Genomic DNA, 14,983 nt, shown 5'->3' on the forward strand with positions numbered 1-14,983 from the left:
AGCCTCGGAGTTCGTTGAGAGCTCCTCACCCCCCTCTGTCCTGTCGGACATCTCCCCCACAAGGGGGGAGATCGGTTCGATGGGCTGCTCTTCCGAAACTACATTGGCCTCAGGATCGGCAGGTTGCTCCGGTTCGATTGCCTGACGATCTTCCGGTTGCTCTTGCGGCTCGGATTCGAGAGACTGAGCGGCCTCAATTCCCTTTGCGCCGGAAACATCCGCCTGGCTTTCAGCCTGCTGCTCTTGCTCAATCGGCGCCTCACCCTCCAACCGATCTCCCCCCTCGTGGGGGAGATGTCCCGAAGGGACAGAGGGGGGTGATGCAGGCTCGGCAGGTTCTGAAGCCGGCGAAACATCCACGACAGGCGCGTCAACCCGAGCCAAATCCCCTGCAGGCGCCTGCTCCTCAGCCGGCTTTTCACGGCCGAAGGTGAAGACTTTTTTGATGAAACCAAGCGCCATAAAGTGTCCGTTGAAGCATTAGGCCGCGTCGGCGGCCAGAAGTTGCATGTCGAGGTGCTTGCCATTGTGGCCGGTGATTGCGACCTGCACAAGGTCGCGCGGCCGAAGGCCGGGGGCGGCGACAAGCGTGAAGTTTTCCGTATGCGCCAGTCCGCCATTCTCCACAAGCAGCCATTGTCGCGTGCCGACCATCTTGTCGAGATGCGCCCGGTGCAATCTCTGTCCGGCTTCGCGCAGGCGGGCGGCACGTTCCTTGATCAGGCCGCGATCGAGCTGCGGCATGCGGGCAGCCGGCGTGCCTGGGCGTGGGCTATAGGGGAACACATGCAGATGCGCGATACCGGCCTCTTCAGCCAGACCGACGGCATTGGCAAACATCTCTTCCGTCTCGGTCGGAAAGCCGGCGATCATATCGGCGCCGAAGCTCGTCTCCGGGCGCAGACGGCGCACATCCTCAATGAAACGCACGGCATCGGCGCGCGAGTGTCGCCGCTTCATGCGCTTGAGGATCATGTCGTCGCCGTGCTGCAGCGAGAGATGCAGATGCGGCATGAAGCGCGGCTCGTCGGCGATCAGATCCATCAGATGCTGATCGGCCTCGATGCTGTCGATCGAAGACAGCCGCAGCCTTCGGATCTCCGGGATCTGTTTCAGCAGAGTTTTGGCAAGCAGGCCGAGCGTGGGCGTTCCCGGCAGATCAGCACCATAACTCGTGGCATCGACACCCGTCAGCACGATCTCGCGATAGCCGCTTTCGGTGAGATTGCGCGCCTGATCGACAACCGCGCCCATCGGCACCGAGCGCGAATTGCCGCGGCCATAGGGAATGATGCAGAAGGTGCAGCGATGGTCGCAGCCGTTCTGCACCTGGATGAAGGCCCGCACATGGCCGTCGATATGGCGGATCATCTGCGGCGCGGTGGCTCGCACGCTCATGATGTCGTTGACGCGCAGCTTCTCTTCCGCCGAAACGCCGAAATCCGGCAGAGAGCGGTAGGAGGCGCTCTTAAGCTTCTCCTCGTTGCCGAGAACGGCATCCACCTCAGTCATTTCGGCAAAGGTCTGCTTCTCGGTCTGCGCGGCGCAGCCCGTCACGATGATGCGGGCATGCGGATTGTCGCGGCGTGCCCGGCGGATCGCCTGGCGCGCCTGGCGCACGGCCTCGCCCGTCACGGCGCAAGTATTGACCAGAATGGCATTGTTGAGCCCGGCTTTCTCCGCCTCGGCCATCATCACTTCGGATTCATAGGTATTGAGACGACAGCCGAAGGTAATGACCTCGACCCCGCTCACCGCGCCTGAGCCCCCTGCTCCGGATCGCGCGAAAAGCTGCCAGTCACCGGATCGACGGTGCCGGACCATTCCCATTCGGCCGGCCCGGTCATAACGACATGGTCGTTACTGTCTAGCCATTCGATGGTGAGCTTGCTCGGAGCAGGCGCCGAGGCGACCTCGATCGTCACCTTGCGACCGGTGCGGCCGGTGCGGGCGGCGCTGACGGCGGCGGCACAGGCGGCCGAACCGCAGGCAAGCGTCAGGCCGGCGCCGCGCTCCCAGGTGCGGGTGCGCAACGAGGTCGGCGAAAGCACCTGCGCCAGCGTGATATTGGCGCGCTCGGGAAACATCGGATGGTTTTCGAGCAGCGGACCGAAACGATCGAGATCGAAGGACATCGGGTCCCTGTCCACCCAGAAGATCGCGTGCGGATTGCCCATCGACATCACGGAAGGCGAATGCAGGACGGGATTGTCGATCGGCCCGATCTGCAGCTCGATGCGGCTGGTATCGGCGAATTCTTCGGCAAGCGGGATCTTGTCCCAGTCAAAGACGGGCGTGCCCATATCGACCGAAATCGTGCCGTCCTCATGCTCCCGAGCATTGAGAATACCGGCGACGGTTTGGAAGGTGAAAACCTTTTTGCCGGTTTCGGCCGCCAGCGCCTGCACGACACAGCGCGTGCCGTTGCCGCAGGCCTGCGCCTTCGTGCCATCGCAGTTCAGAATATCGATCCAGGCGTCGGTGCCATCAATCTTCGGATCGTGGATCGCCATGATCTGGTCGAACTGGGTGACCGGATCGGCATTGAGCGCGATCGCCGCAGCCGGCGTCACCACATCCTTGCGGCCGCGCATGTCGACGACCAGGATCTTGTTACCAAGCCCGTTCATCCTCGCGAATTCGACCGTATTGCTCATGATGTCATGTCCGTCAGTGTTTTCGAGCTGTATATGGCGGAAATGCGGGGGAATTACCAGTGGGGTGATAATCCTTCGGCTTGCGACGTCGGCCTTGATGATAACAAGGAGAGGAAGGCGAATCGCTGACCTCAATCGTCTCGGCGAAATGCGCTTGCGAAAACGCCGTAGCTGGTGCCGTGGCCTTCGACTACGATGTGCATACCAGGCCTGAGACTTTTCCTGATCTCATCGGGGACATCACATAGTCTGTCGAAGGCAAATAGCAGCCCTTGAAGTTCCAACGGCGAATTGCAGTGACGCTCATTAGGCCTATTAGCGCGTGCTACCGTATAAGGCAGCTCCACGTGATACCCTGCCACCAAAGCCAAGACCATCGGTCCAGCGACGAGCACCGCATTTCTCCCCAAAACATAACCGAACAGAGGGGAGAATAAAACGACTCCGGCTTTCTTGATATCGCCTCCTGGTATTAGATCTTGCCGGATCAAGAAGAGTCCGCACATCAACATCCCCAGCGCCAAACCCGTGAAGTTGCCAAAGGAACTGGTCTCAGAAGCCCATTCGGCCGATGGAAGGAAACGATAACCCAATATCATACCGCCCATGGCGATGAGAAAAGGTAGAATGCCGAGCAACAGCCAAGTCCCGAAAACGAACCTGATTGGTTTGCCAAGCGGATGCCCTGCATTTCCGCTTATTGACTCATTCATCCAGCAATCACTCTTCAAACTACCGTCAGTGCCTATATGGTATGCTTTCGGTTGTTGTTTCAATACACTAGAAGCGATTGAAGTCAGCCTTCGAGGCCATCGCTATATAGTCGGTTTTGCCCGATGACCGACTACCTCAAAAAATTCACTCCGCATGTCGGATCACCGTAACCCCTGCACGTCCTAGGCTCGTCCACTCCGTAAAACCATAGGGATTATGACCATGCCGAATACCATAAGCCTGCACCGCGTCCTCGCCACCAGCCCGGAAAAGGTCTATCGCGCATTCATCGAAGCCGACGCACTTGCCAAGTGGCTGCCGCCGAACGGTTTTGCCTGCAGCGTGCATCACTTCGAAGGAAAAGTCGGCGGCGCGTTCAAGATGTCGTTCCGCAATTTTACGACCAGTGAAGTCCACGCTTTCGGCGGTGAATATATCGAGCTCGTTCCCGGCGAACTGGTGCGTTACACAGACAGGTTCGACGATCCTAACCTGCCCGGCCAAATGGAAGTGACGGTGACGTTAAAAAAAGTGCTGGTGGGAACCGAGGTCAACATCACCCAGGCCGGCATCCCCGATGTCATCCCGCCGGAAGCCTGCTATCTCGGCTGGCAGGAATCGCTGATCAATCTGGCGAAATTGGTTGAGCCTGAGATTAAGCAGTAAGGCTCGATACCCCAACGTTCAACCCCTTCTGCCGCAGGGAGAAGGGGTTGAACGTCAATGTTCACACGACGGGCACGTCGAAAACCTCGCCTGCCCGAAGCGGCCGAAACCGATCCGCCTCCACACCTTCTGCCTTCAGCGCGGCATCCAGCGCCTGAACGGGCGCATCGATCCCCTCATTCGTCAGCTGGAAGGTCGCGAAGTGATGCCCGGCGACATAGGCGGCGTTGCAGAGCTTCATGCCCTTGACAGCCTCTTCCGGATTCTGGTGCTGGCCCTTCATGAACCAGCGCGGCTCGTAGGCGCCAAAGGGCAGGATCGCGAGGCGAAAGCCGCCATGTTTTTGCCGGGCAGCCTCATAATTGATGCCATCGTGAAAGCCGGTATCGCCGACATGATAGATCTTGCCCGCTGGCGTCGTAAGCACGAAGGCCGCCCAGAGCGCCATGCGCCGGTCGCCCATGCCGCGCGCCGACCAATGATGGCAGGGCTCGGTATCGATCGTCACGCCGCCTCTGACCTCAACACGATCGCCCCAGTCGACAACGGCGATGTCGGCATCGGGAACGGCGCGGCGGATGATCGTATCGTTGCCGAGCGGCGTGACGATCTTTGGCCGATGCCCCTGCTGCAGGCGGGCAAGGGTCACGAGGTCGAGGTGATCGTAGTGATTATGCGTCACCAGCACGAGGTCGATATGGGGCAGATCCTCGAAGCGGATGCCGGGCGGCACCACGCGCTTCGGCCCGACGGAGCGGAAGGGGCTGACCCGCTCCGACCAGACGGGATCGGTCAGGATATTCAACCCGGCAATCTGTAGCAGTATCGAGGCATGGCCAACCATGGTGACCCGCATCTGCTCGCCGAAAACATGCCGGTCCGGCTTGGCCGGCGGAAAGGCGCTGATGACGGGATTGGGCCAGCGCACCCGCCCGCCGCCGAGCTGCCAGCGCAAAAGATCGAGCGCATTGCCCGGCGCTACGCCGCCCGGGTTGAAAAAGCGCTGGCCGTCGAAATGATCGGAAACCGGACCTTGATAATAGGGATTCTTCCTGGCAGAGCCGGAGGAGCTTGTCATGGCTTGTCCGCTCCTTGGGTACCTGCCATCTCGGCGGTGGGAAAGCCGGCTTTGGCAAACCATTCTTCGGCTTCGGAAAGCGTCAGCGTCTCCTCAAGCACGACATTCGCCGGCATGGCAAAGAGCTGCGGCGTGAAAAAGCTGGTATCCCACAACGCCGCGCCTTCGACCGGAGGTGAGAGCACAATGATCTGCCGACCATCGATGCGGAAAATCGTCTCGACGGATTCCTCGCCGGAAATATCGGCAAGGCCTGGCTCATCCGACCGCACCGTCTGGTAGCGCCACCACGGTTCGTCATTGCCCTCTTCGGCCACGGTTACACAGCGCGCCATATCGACAATGAACCGGTTAGGCGCTCGACCGCCGGGAAGCCGCTCGCCGAAGGCCGCCTGGACGAGCGTGAACAGATGAAAGCAGTTGACGATATTCTCATAGCGCAGACGAAAACCCTGGCGGCTCGGCAGGTGCAGCACCAGCAGATCGTCGCTGCGGCTCAGAAGCACTTGGCGAACCCAAGCCGCCCCCGGCGTGTAATCCTGCAATTCCGCAAGCTGCGCCATCAGCGCCTTGTTGCCAGCGGCAAGTGCACGCTCCTGCGGCATGCCGGAAAGATGCGAAACTGCCGATTGGCCGAGCAGTTGAAAAGCGTCGAGCAGCTGCCTTTGCCGTGGGCTCAGCTCCTTGCGGCCGGCAAAGCCGCGATGGATCTGCGGCAGCCACGCCAGATAGAGCCCCCAGACGGCCGGACCGCTACGCTCCACCGCACCGCCCTTTTCGACGATGGTGCCGAGCATATTGGCAAGAACGGCGGCTCCAGGCGGCGGCAGGCGGCTGAGCTCGCGCGCCGCCCGCGCCGCGATCTTCGGCTGGGCCCTGGCACTCGCGTAGAAGGCTTGCGCGGCTGCATTGAAACGTGCGTCGACCCGGCCGCCGGCGTAAGCGCGACAGGCAGCGAGGAGATCGGTCAGGGCTGCATCATTCATTCGGAACGGTCTCGGGGAATCACTTGACGGCTGGGATCGATACAACAATTTGAAAACGGTGATACGGTCAAATCGACATCGATATGGTGATGTCATCCGTGCATTTCAGGCATTTCGGCTGCATTGGGTTGACTTTGCCGGCCTTTTCCTGTTTATCGCCCGCAATCTGCGACGAGCACAAGCCTCCGAGCCACCGACCGGGACCCATTTAGGTATAAAGAGATCCCGGAGGTCAACACCCGACAGCGCGACGCGCCCTCGGGTGCTTTTTGGCTTTGCGTCTTGTTTTCGTCATGGAAAAGCACGACGTTTTCGGGCGAGGAACCGCGCAAAGTTGCGCCAAGTCCAATCCCAAGCGATCGATAAGGAAGAACCGATGTTTGAAAACCTCCAGGACCGTCTTGGTTCCATTCTGAATGGACTGACTGGCCGCGGCGCGCTTTCGGAAGCCGATGTTTCCGCGGCATTGCGCGAGGTTCGCCGAGCGCTGCTCGAAGCCGACGTGGCGCTGGATGTCGTTCGCTCCTTTACCGATCGCGTCCGTGAAAAGGCCGTTGGCGCCGAAATCCTGAAGTCGATCAAGCCCGGCCAGATGGTCGTCAAGATCGTCCATGACGAGCTCATCGAAATGCTCGGCGGCGAAGGCGTGGGCATCGATCTCAACGCGCCTGCCCCGGTCGTCGTCATGATGGTCGGTCTGCAGGGCTCGGGTAAGACCACGACCACGGCCAAGATCGCCAACCGCCTGACGAGCCGCGACCGCAAGAAGGTCCTGATGGCCTCGCTCGACACGCGCCGCCCGGCGGCGCAGGAGCAGCTGCGCCAGCTCGGCGTGCAGACGGGCATCGACACGCTTCCGGTCATATCAGGCCAGTCGCCGACCGATATCGCCGCACGCGCCGTACAGGCCGCCAAGCTCGGTGGCCATGACGTCGTCATCCTCGACACCGCCGGCCGTACGCATATCGACGAGCCGCTCATGGTCGAGATGGCGGATATCAAGAAGAAGTCCAATCCACACGAAATCCTGCTGGTCGCCGATAGCTTGACCGGTCAGGACGCCGTCAACCTCGCCCGCAATTTCGACGAGCGCGTAGGAATCACCGGCCTCGTGCTGACCCGTATGGACGGCGACGGCCGCGGCGGTGCGGCCCTTTCGATGCGCGCCGTGACAGGCAAGCCGATCAAGCTGATCGGCGTCGGCGAAAAGATGGGCGAGCTGGAAGAATTCCATCCCCGCCGCATCGCCGACCGCATCCTCGGCATGGGCGACATCGTTTCGCTCGTCGAAAAGGCCGCGGAGAATATCGACGCCGAAAAGGCGGCCGCCATGGCCGCCAAGATGGCCAAGGGCAAGTTCGACCTTAACGATCTTGCTGATCAGCTTGGCCAAATGCAGAAAATGGGCGGCATGGGTGGCATCATGGGCCTGATGCCCGGCATGTCGGGCATGAAGGACAAGATGGCCGCTGCCGGCCTCGACGACCGCCTGTTCAAGCGCCAGCTCGCCATCATCTCCTCGATGACCAAGGCCGAGCGCGCCAATCCGGATCTCTTGAAGCACTCCCGCAAGAAGCGCATCGCCGCCGGCTCCGGCACCGACGCCTCCGACATCAACAAGCTTCTGAAGATGCACCGCCAGATGGCGGACATGATGAAGATGATGGGCGGCAAGGGCAAAGGCGGCATGATGAAGCAGCTGATGGGCGGCCTTGCCGGCAAGATGGGCCTCGGCGGTATGGCCGGCGGTATGCCCGACCTGTCGAACATGGACCCCAAGCAACTCGAAGCCCTGCAGAAGCAGGCCGAAGCCGCTGGTCTCGGCCGTCCCGGTGGTTTGCCGGGTCTGGGCGGCGGCGGCGGTTTTCCGGGTCTCGGTGGCGCCAAATTGCCAGGCCTCGGCGGTGGTTTCCCGGGGCTCCCCGGTTTGCCGAAGAAGAAGTGAAAAGGATCGTTGACCCCCATGATTGATCCAGATGTCAAAGCCCAACTGGGCAACTACCGCCAGTCGATCGACAATATCGATGCCGCACTGGTGCATATGCTGGCCGAACGCTTCCGCTGCACCAAAGAGGTCGGCGTGTTGAAGGCCAAATACGACCTGCCGCCGGCCGACCCGGCGCGCGAAGAATTTCAGATCGAGCGCCTGCGCCGCCTGGCAAAGGACGCAAATCTGGACCCGGATTTCGCCGAGAAGTTCCTGAACTTCGTCATCAAGGAAGTCATCCGGCATCATGAACAGATCGCTGCGGATTTCAAAGGGTAATCCCTGGCCGCGTGACCCAGAAGACGCAGGACGTTTTCGACGGGGATTACACGGCACGAAAAAAGCAGCGCGACGTAACCATACCGCACAACGAAGCGGTCACGAAAAGCCTAAGGAGAATTAACATGGCACTGAAAATTCGTCTCGCCCGCGGTGGCTCCAAGAAGCGCCCGTACTACCACGTTGTCGTAGCCGACGCTCGCTCGCCGCGCGACGGCCGTTTCCTGGAGACCCTCGGCTCCTGGAACCCGATGCTTGCCAAGGACGACGCCAAGCGCGTTGAACTCAAGGCCGAGCGCATCAAGCACTGGCTCGACCACGGCGCACAGCCGACCGACCGCGTTCTGCGCTTCCTCGCCGAAGCCGGCATCGCAACGCGCGAAGCCAAGAACAACCCGGAAAAGGCAAAGCCGGGCAAGCGCGCCCAGGAGCGCGCCGCTGAAAAGGCACAGAAGGCTGCTGACGCCGCTGCTGCTGCTTCTGAATAATCGGTCCTTGTGACTGTCGAAAACGGGCGGCATGGCAACATGCCGCCCGTTTTTTGTTTCCCATCGGCAAATGTTCAGCCTATGAGAGAACCAACGACAGCGCCGCGCGTCACGCGCAAAGGTCGCTGGAGCAATTCGGATCTGCTGCATAATCCCGGTAATCGGCGAAGAGACCATGACGAAACTGCAAAACCCGGTATTGATGGCCACCATCGGCGCCGCGCAAGGCTTGAGAGGCGAGGTGCGAGCGCGCGCCTATACCTCGGATCCGACCGCGCTCGGCGATTACGGTCACCTGCACAGCATGGACGGCCGCAGCTTCGAGGTGCTGGAAATCCGCGAGGCCAAGAATGTGGTCGTGGTGCGCTTTCGCGGCGTCAACGACCGCAACGCCGCCGAGGCGCTGAACGGCCTGGAACTCTATATCGAGCGCGACAACCTGCCTGATGACGAACTCGACGACGACGAATTCTTCTATGCCGATCTCGAAGGGCTGGAGGCCGTCGACGACCAGGGTACCGGCTACGGCACGGTCAGCGGCGTCTATGATTTCGGCGCCGGCGATCTGCTGGAGCTGAAGGGGCCGGGCAAGCGCCCGGTGCTGATCCCCTTTTCCGAAGCCGCGGTGCTTGAAATCGACCTCGAGGGCGGCAAGATCCTGATCGACCCGCTGGCCGCTGGCCTGGTCGACAGCCCCGACGACCTGATCGGCAAACCAGAAAAGCCGGAAACACCCGAGAAGCCGCAGAGCAAGCCGAAGAAGAGGTGATCCTTATTGGGAAGTGAGCGCGCCATGAGTTTCCGGGCGACCATATTGACGCTTTATCCCGAGATGTTCCCGGGCCATCTCGGCACGTCGCTTGCCAGCAAGGCGATGGAACGCGGGCAATGGGCGCTCGACACTGTACAGATCCGTGATTTTGCCACCGACAAGCACCGCACCGTCGACGACACGCCGGCCGGCGGCGGCGCCGGCATGGTGCTGAAGCCAGATGTGCTTGCCCGCGCCATCGACCATGCGAGCGAAAATGACAGCCGTCCGCGCCTGCTGATGAGCCCGCGCGGTAAGCCGCTGACGCAGAAGCGCGTGCGCGAGCTTGCAAACGGCGAAGGTGTTATCATCGTCTGCGGCCGCTTCGAAGGCGTCGACCAGCGCGTCATCGACGGCCGCGACCTCGAGGAAATCTCGATCGGCGACTATATCCTCTCGGGCGGCGAGCCGGCTGCGCTGATCCTGCTCGACGCCATCGTCCGCATCCTGCCCGGCGTCATGGGCAACGACCTCTCCGGCCTGCACGAAAGCTTCGAAGGCGGCCTGCTGGAGCATCCGCATTATACCCGCCCGCAGATCTGGGAAGGCCGCGAGATTCCGGCAATCCTGACCTCCGGCAACCACGCGGCAATCGCCAAATGGCAAAGGGAAAAGGCTGAAGAGCTGACGCGAGAGCGTCGGCCGGATTTGTTGGACGAATTGCAGAAGAAATAACGACAGCACCGGCTGGATGAGCGAGATCCTTGAAATATGCCCGCGAAACTGCCGACAAGCGCCACTTAATTCCTCGCCAAGGGGTGACAAACGCGTGACAATAGGGTATGTGCGCGCCCGGCATGGGAAATTTCCCATCAACCAGCAAAGAAGAGCAGACGTATTCGCTCCTGCCTGAACGGGCATATATCCGAGGCGTGATCTAACGGTCCGACCAGAGATAGAATGATGAGCGCTCTGGCTGTTGAAGCAACAACGAGGTTGATACTATGAACATCATTCAGCAGTTGGAAGCCGAACAGGCTGCCAAGATCGAAGCCAAGCGCACCCTTCCCGCATTTTCCGCCGGCGACACCGTTCGCGTCAACGTGAAGGTCACGGAAGGCAACCGTACCCGCGTTCAGGCCTATGAAGGCGTTTGCATCGCTCGCTCCGGCGGCGGCCTGCAGGAAAACTTCACGGTTCGCAAGATCTCCTACGGCGAAGGCGTCGAGCGCGTATTCCCGGTTTACTCGCCGATGATCGAAAGCGTCGAAGTCGTTCGCCGCGGTAAGGTCCGTCGCGCCAAGCTCTACTACCTGCGCGACCTGCGCGGCAAGGCTGCCCGTATCGTCGAAAACACCGGCACCCGCGCCCGCAAGCTCAACGATGCCGAGCGTCAGGCTCTCGCCGAAGAAAAGGCACGCATCGAAGCCGAGAAGGTTGCAGCCGCTCAGGCACTCGCAGCCGAGAAGGCAGCAGCCGAAGCCGCAGAAGCAAAGGCAGCTGCAGAAGCTGCTGCAGCCGCAGCAGCCGAGCCGGCAGCAGAATAAGTTTCGATCCATACGGATCGCAAAGCTTGAAGGCGGCCCTCGGGTCGCCTTTTTGCTGTCTGCCGCAAGGCGACGCGCAAACGGAAATTTCTTCGACAGCCTTACGTTTTAGACCTGCTTTTCCTTTTTTATAATCGCTGCGATGGCAATAGCCTTGCCATCAGCTTTCCAAATATGACAGTTTTCCGCCACGCTAATCGGGGAGATTTCCATGGCATTTCGTCGTTCGTTCCTTCTGGGCCTCAGCGCCCTCGTGCTTGCACCTTTCGCTGCCTTCGCCGCCGATCTGCCGAACCTGAACGGCAAGACGGTCGTCGTCGTTACCGAGAATGCCTATCCGCCCCTGCAGTTCATCGATCCAAAGACGAACAAGGCAATCGGCTGGGAATATGACGCGATGAACGAGATCGCCAAGCGCCTGAACTTCAAGGTCGAGTACCAGAACACCAGCTGGGACGCGATGATCCAGGCCGTTTCCGAAGGCCAGTACAACATCGGCATGACCGGCATTACCATCAAAGACGACCGCAAGCAGAAGGTCGATTTCTCCGACCCCTACATGCGCTCCGAGCAGTTTATGCTCGTGCGCGGAGACGAGAAGCGCTTCACGGATGCCAAGAGCTTCGCCGCCTTCAAGGACGGTTTGATCGGTGCGCAGCCGGGCACGACACCCTTCTACACCGCCGTCTATTCGGTGCTGGACGGCAACGAGCAGAACCCGCGCATCAAAACCTTCGAAACCTTCGGCGCCACCGTGCAGGCGCTGAAGACCGGTGACGTCGATACGGTGCTGACGGACGGCACCGCTGGCAAGGGCTATGTCGATGCCTCCAATGGCGGCCTGAAGCTCGTCGGCGGTCCGCTCGGCACCGAGGATTTCGGCTTCATCTTCCAGAAGGGTTCCGATCTCGTCGCCCCGATCAATGCCGCCATCGCCAGCCTCAAGGCCGACGGCACGCTCGACGCGCTGAACAAGAAGTGGTTCCTCGACTACAAGATGGGCCAATGAATTCTAAAGATCGATATATTGGAAGCCCGCTCTGATGGCGCCTTTGGCAGGCCCGGGCGGGCACCGCGGCAAGGAAGACTTTCCCTGGTGGCTGGTCGCCCTCGCTATCCTCGGCATCGTCGCCTCATTCGCAATTGCGGCGAACGGCCTCTATGCCCAGATTTTCTCTCTTCTGCTGAATGGCATCGGCGTCACGGTCTTCGTGACGCTGGTGGCTTTTGCGCTGGCCGTGCTGCTCGGCCTCGGGCTGGCGCTACTCGGCCTGTCGGATTTCCTCGTGCTGCGACAGGTGGCGCGCTTCTATATCGAGATCGTGCGCGGCATCCCGATACTGGTGCTACTTTCCTACATCGCATTCGTCGGCACGCCGGCCTTTGTCGCCGTCTATAACGTCGTCGTCTCGCCATTGATCTCCGCCGGCTGGGCAAGCCCGCTCGTCACCCGCGACGTGCCCTTCGTCTGGCGCACGATCATCGCGTTGACAATCGCCTATTCCTCCTTCATCGCCGAAATCTTCCGCGCCGGTATCCAGGCGGTGGACCAGGGCCAGATCGAAGCTGCAAAGGCACTCGGCCTCACCCGCTTTCAGCGCTTCCGCCTCGTCGTCTTTCCCCAGGCGATCCGCGTCATCCTGCCGCCGCTGTCGAACGATTTCATCGCCATGGTGAAGGACAGTTCGCTGGTCTCCGTACTCGGGGTTGCCGATATCAGCCAGCTCGCCAAGCTCTACTATTCGGCCAATTTCCGCTACTTCGAAACGCTGTCGATCCTCGCCTTCATCTACCTGCTTTTGACGATCGGTCTGTCGCTGCTGCTCAGGCAGCTCGAAGCCTGGATGCGCCGCCGCTCCGGCAGCGACCGCTCCGCCTTCCCCCGCCTGGCCGCGGGCCAGCCGCCCGGCGCGCAGGTGTGATTGTTGCGGCTGGATGACGGCCGCTCCGATACAGCCTGTCGTCGCCATTGCCGAAAGTTTTGAAAATTGATATGAGCATGGCCATGAGTAAGATCATGAGCAAAGACGGACGTTACGTCACGGCTTTCGTGCTGCAGGACCATAAGCGCCTGCCGGCACGCTTCTTTGCGATGATTTCGGGCGCGCTCAACAGCCGACTTCGCTGATCACACCCGAGGCCGGCGGTCCTGATCCGTCAATCCCCTTTCGACAATGCCAATATGGATTTGTAGCCATGAGCGCTCCACGCACACTGTACGACAAAATCTGGGATGACCACTTGGTTGACGCCCAAGAAGACGGCACCTGTCTTCTCTATATCGACCGTCATCTCGTTCACGAAGTGACGTCGCCGCAAGCCTTCGAAGGCCTGCGCATGACCGGCCGCAAGGTTCACGCGCCGCAGAAGACGCTTGCCGTCGTCGACCACAACGTGCCGACCTCGCCGGATCGTCATCTCGGCATCAAGAACGAAGAAAGCCGCATTCAGGTCGAGCAGCTCGCCAAGAACGCCGCCGAATTCGGCGTGGAATACTACTCCGAAAACGACAAACGCCAGGGCATCGTTCACATCATCGGCCCCGAACAGGGCTTCACCCTGCCCGGCATGACCATCGTCTGCGGCGACAGCCACACCTCGACCCACGGCGCCTTCGGCTCGCTTGCCCATGGTATCGGCACGTCCGAAGTCGAGCATGTGCTCGCCACGCAGACGCTGATCCAGAAGAAGGCCAAGAACATGCTGGTGCAGGTCGATGGCCAGCTGCCGCCGGGCGTCACCGCCAAGGACATCATCCTCGCCATCATCGGCGAAATCGGCACCGCTGGCGGCACCGGCTACGTCATCGAATATGCCGGCGAAGCCATTCGCTCGCTGTCGATGGAAGGCCGCATGACCATCTGCAACATGTCGATCGAAGGCGGTGCCCGCGCCGGTCTGATCGCTCCGGATGAAATCACCTTCGAATATATCAAGGGCAAGCCGCGCGCGCCGAAAGGCGAAGCGCTGGAACAAGCGATCGCCTACTGGAAGACGCTGAAGTCCGACGAAGGCGCGCATTACGACCGCATCGTCAAGCTCGATGCCGCAAGCCTGCCGCCGATCGTCTCCTGGGGCTCCTCCCCGGAAGACGTCATCTCCGTTCAGGGCATCGTCCCGAACCCCGATGAAATCCAGGACGAGACCAAGCGTACCTCCAAGTGGCGTGCGCTCGACTATATGGGCCTGAAGCCGGGCACGCCGATAACCGAGATCAACGTCGACCGCGTCTTCATCGGCTCCTGCACCAACGGCCGTATCGAAGACCTCCGAGCAGTCGCCAAGGTCGTCGAAGGCAAGACGGTGGCTTCCACGGTCAACGCCATGATCGTTCCGGGCTCTGGCCTGGTGAAGGAGCAGGCTGAGGCCGAAGGTCTCGACAAGATCTTTAAGGCTGCCGGCTTCGACTGGCGCGAGCCCGGCTGTTCCATGTGCCTCGCCATGAACGACGACCGCCTGAAGCCGGGCGAACGTTGCGCCTCGACCTCGAACCGCAACTTCGAAGGCCGCCAGGGCTTCAAGGGCCGCACCCATCTGGTCTCGCCGGCCATGGCCGCCGCCGCCGCAATCGCCGGCCACTTCGTCGATATCCGTGAGTGGAAGTGATCGGCTTCGATTGATTGACAGCAAAAGGCGGCCTCCGAGCCGCCTTTTTTGCTGCTGTGAAAATTCTCCCGCCTGAGCCGTCTATCTCGGAGTTCAGCGACAGCTCTCAGCCCTACCGCTTCAGGCCTGGCTTTCACGACATCTGCTTTCCCTTATATTTTTAAAGTTTCTATTTGAGATTGCAGGCGGAAGGTGATTTTATGCAGCCCGTCTGGCTCATCCCC

The 14,983-nt window shown here is 60.8% G+C and carries 16 protein-coding genes and 1 pseudogene; 11 read left to right on the forward strand and 6 right to left on the reverse strand.

Annotated elements, in window-relative coordinates:
- The 4 genes and pseudogenes from AC13RE_RS15095 to AC13RE_RS15110 all read right to left on the reverse strand — a co-directional run.
- A pseudogene (locus AC13RE_RS15095) lies at positions 1 to 462 on the reverse strand (signal recognition particle-docking protein FtsY); the annotation flags it as partial.
- Positions 463 to 480: 18 nt separating this feature from the next.
- A complete protein-coding gene (mtaB, locus tag AC13RE_RS15100) occupies positions 481 to 1,755 on the reverse strand; it encodes a tRNA (N(6)-L-threonylcarbamoyladenosine(37)-C(2))-methylthiotransferase MtaB (RefSeq protein ID WP_488563530.1) in 1,275 nt (424 codons plus the stop codon).
- On the reverse strand, positions 1,752 to 2,657 hold the full coding sequence (gene dapF, locus AC13RE_RS15105; RefSeq protein WP_488563531.1) for a diaminopimelate epimerase: 906 nt from the start codon (positions 2,655 to 2,657) through the stop codon (positions 1,752 to 1,754). Before dapF ends, mtaB begins: the two co-directional genes overlap by 4 nt.
- Before the next feature lie 131 nt (positions 2,658 to 2,788).
- Complete coding sequence (locus AC13RE_RS15110; RefSeq protein ID WP_488563532.1) at positions 2,789 to 3,370, reverse strand: hypothetical protein; 582 nt, start codon at positions 3,368 to 3,370, stop codon at positions 2,789 to 2,791.
- Positions 3,371 to 3,593: 223 nt separating this feature from the next.
- Between AC13RE_RS15110 and AC13RE_RS15115 the strand changes: the two genes are divergently transcribed.
- Positions 3,594 to 4,037 carry an SRPBCC family protein gene (locus AC13RE_RS15115; protein ID WP_374819425.1) on the forward strand — a complete coding sequence of 148 codons (444 nt, stop codon included), beginning with the start codon at positions 3,594 to 3,596 and terminating at the stop codon, positions 4,035 to 4,037.
- 61 nt (positions 4,038 to 4,098) lie between these two features.
- Here the strand turns inward: AC13RE_RS15115 and AC13RE_RS15120 are convergent, their stop codons facing one another.
- Positions 4,099 to 5,115 carry an MBL fold metallo-hydrolase gene (locus AC13RE_RS15120; RefSeq protein ID WP_488563533.1) on the reverse strand — a complete coding sequence of 339 codons (1,017 nt, stop codon included), beginning with the start codon at positions 5,113 to 5,115 and terminating at the stop codon, positions 4,099 to 4,101.
- The gene (locus AC13RE_RS15125) at positions 5,112 to 6,101 is read right to left on the reverse strand and encodes a hypothetical protein (protein WP_488563534.1); all 990 of its coding nucleotides are present in this window, start codon (positions 6,099 to 6,101) and stop codon (positions 5,112 to 5,114) included. The genes AC13RE_RS15120 and AC13RE_RS15125 overlap by 4 nt, the downstream gene beginning before the upstream one ends.
- Positions 6,102 to 6,477: 376 nt before the next feature.
- Between AC13RE_RS15125 and ffh the strand changes: the two genes are divergently transcribed.
- From ffh to leuC, 10 genes are all read left to right on the forward strand, one after another.
- Complete coding sequence (gene ffh, locus AC13RE_RS15130; RefSeq protein WP_488563535.1) at positions 6,478 to 8,046, forward strand: signal recognition particle protein; 1,569 nt, start codon at positions 6,478 to 6,480, stop codon at positions 8,044 to 8,046.
- Positions 8,047 to 8,064: 18 nt separating this feature from the next.
- The gene (locus tag AC13RE_RS15135) at positions 8,065 to 8,367 is read left to right on the forward strand and encodes a chorismate mutase (protein WP_092717298.1); all 303 of its coding nucleotides are present in this window, start codon (positions 8,065 to 8,067) and stop codon (positions 8,365 to 8,367) included.
- Between the two features lie 125 nt (positions 8,368 to 8,492).
- The gene (rpsP, locus tag AC13RE_RS15140; protein WP_113345201.1) at positions 8,493 to 8,855 is read left to right on the forward strand and encodes a 30S ribosomal protein S16; all 363 of its coding nucleotides are present in this window, start codon (positions 8,493 to 8,495) and stop codon (positions 8,853 to 8,855) included.
- 175 nt (positions 8,856 to 9,030) lie between these two features.
- A complete protein-coding gene (rimM, locus tag AC13RE_RS15145; protein ID WP_488563536.1) occupies positions 9,031 to 9,624 on the forward strand; it encodes a ribosome maturation factor RimM in 594 nt (197 codons plus the stop codon).
- A gap of 24 nt (positions 9,625 to 9,648) precedes the next feature.
- The gene (gene trmD / locus AC13RE_RS15150) at positions 9,649 to 10,341 is read left to right on the forward strand and encodes a tRNA (guanosine(37)-N1)-methyltransferase TrmD (RefSeq protein WP_488563537.1); all 693 of its coding nucleotides are present in this window, start codon (positions 9,649 to 9,651) and stop codon (positions 10,339 to 10,341) included.
- Positions 10,342 to 10,610: 269 nt separating this feature from the next.
- Positions 10,611 to 11,153: a 50S ribosomal protein L19 gene (gene rplS, locus AC13RE_RS15155; protein WP_015341481.1), complete on the forward strand. Its 543-nt coding sequence runs from the start codon at positions 10,611 to 10,613 to the stop codon at positions 11,151 to 11,153.
- A 211-nt stretch (positions 11,154 to 11,364) separates the two neighbouring features.
- Entirely contained in the window at positions 11,365 to 12,162 is a 798-nt protein-coding gene (locus AC13RE_RS15160) for a basic amino acid ABC transporter substrate-binding protein (RefSeq protein WP_015341482.1), read from the forward strand.
- A 34-nt stretch (positions 12,163 to 12,196) separates the two neighbouring features.
- On the forward strand, positions 12,197 to 13,075 hold the full coding sequence (locus AC13RE_RS15165; RefSeq protein ID WP_488563538.1) for an amino acid ABC transporter permease: 879 nt from the start codon (positions 12,197 to 12,199) through the stop codon (positions 13,073 to 13,075).
- 83 nt (positions 13,076 to 13,158) lie between these two features.
- Positions 13,159 to 13,281 carry a hypothetical protein gene (locus AC13RE_RS15170; protein ID WP_280117190.1) on the forward strand — a complete coding sequence of 41 codons (123 nt, stop codon included), beginning with the start codon at positions 13,159 to 13,161 and terminating at the stop codon, positions 13,279 to 13,281.
- A 68-nt stretch (positions 13,282 to 13,349) separates the two neighbouring features.
- Complete coding sequence (leuC, locus tag AC13RE_RS15175) at positions 13,350 to 14,759, forward strand: 3-isopropylmalate dehydratase large subunit (protein ID WP_112607907.1); 1,410 nt, start codon at positions 13,350 to 13,352, stop codon at positions 14,757 to 14,759.
- Positions 14,760 to 14,983: the final 224 nt, after the last annotated feature.

It is taken from the genome of Martinezella sp. CNPSo 3959, from assembly GCF_057784355.1.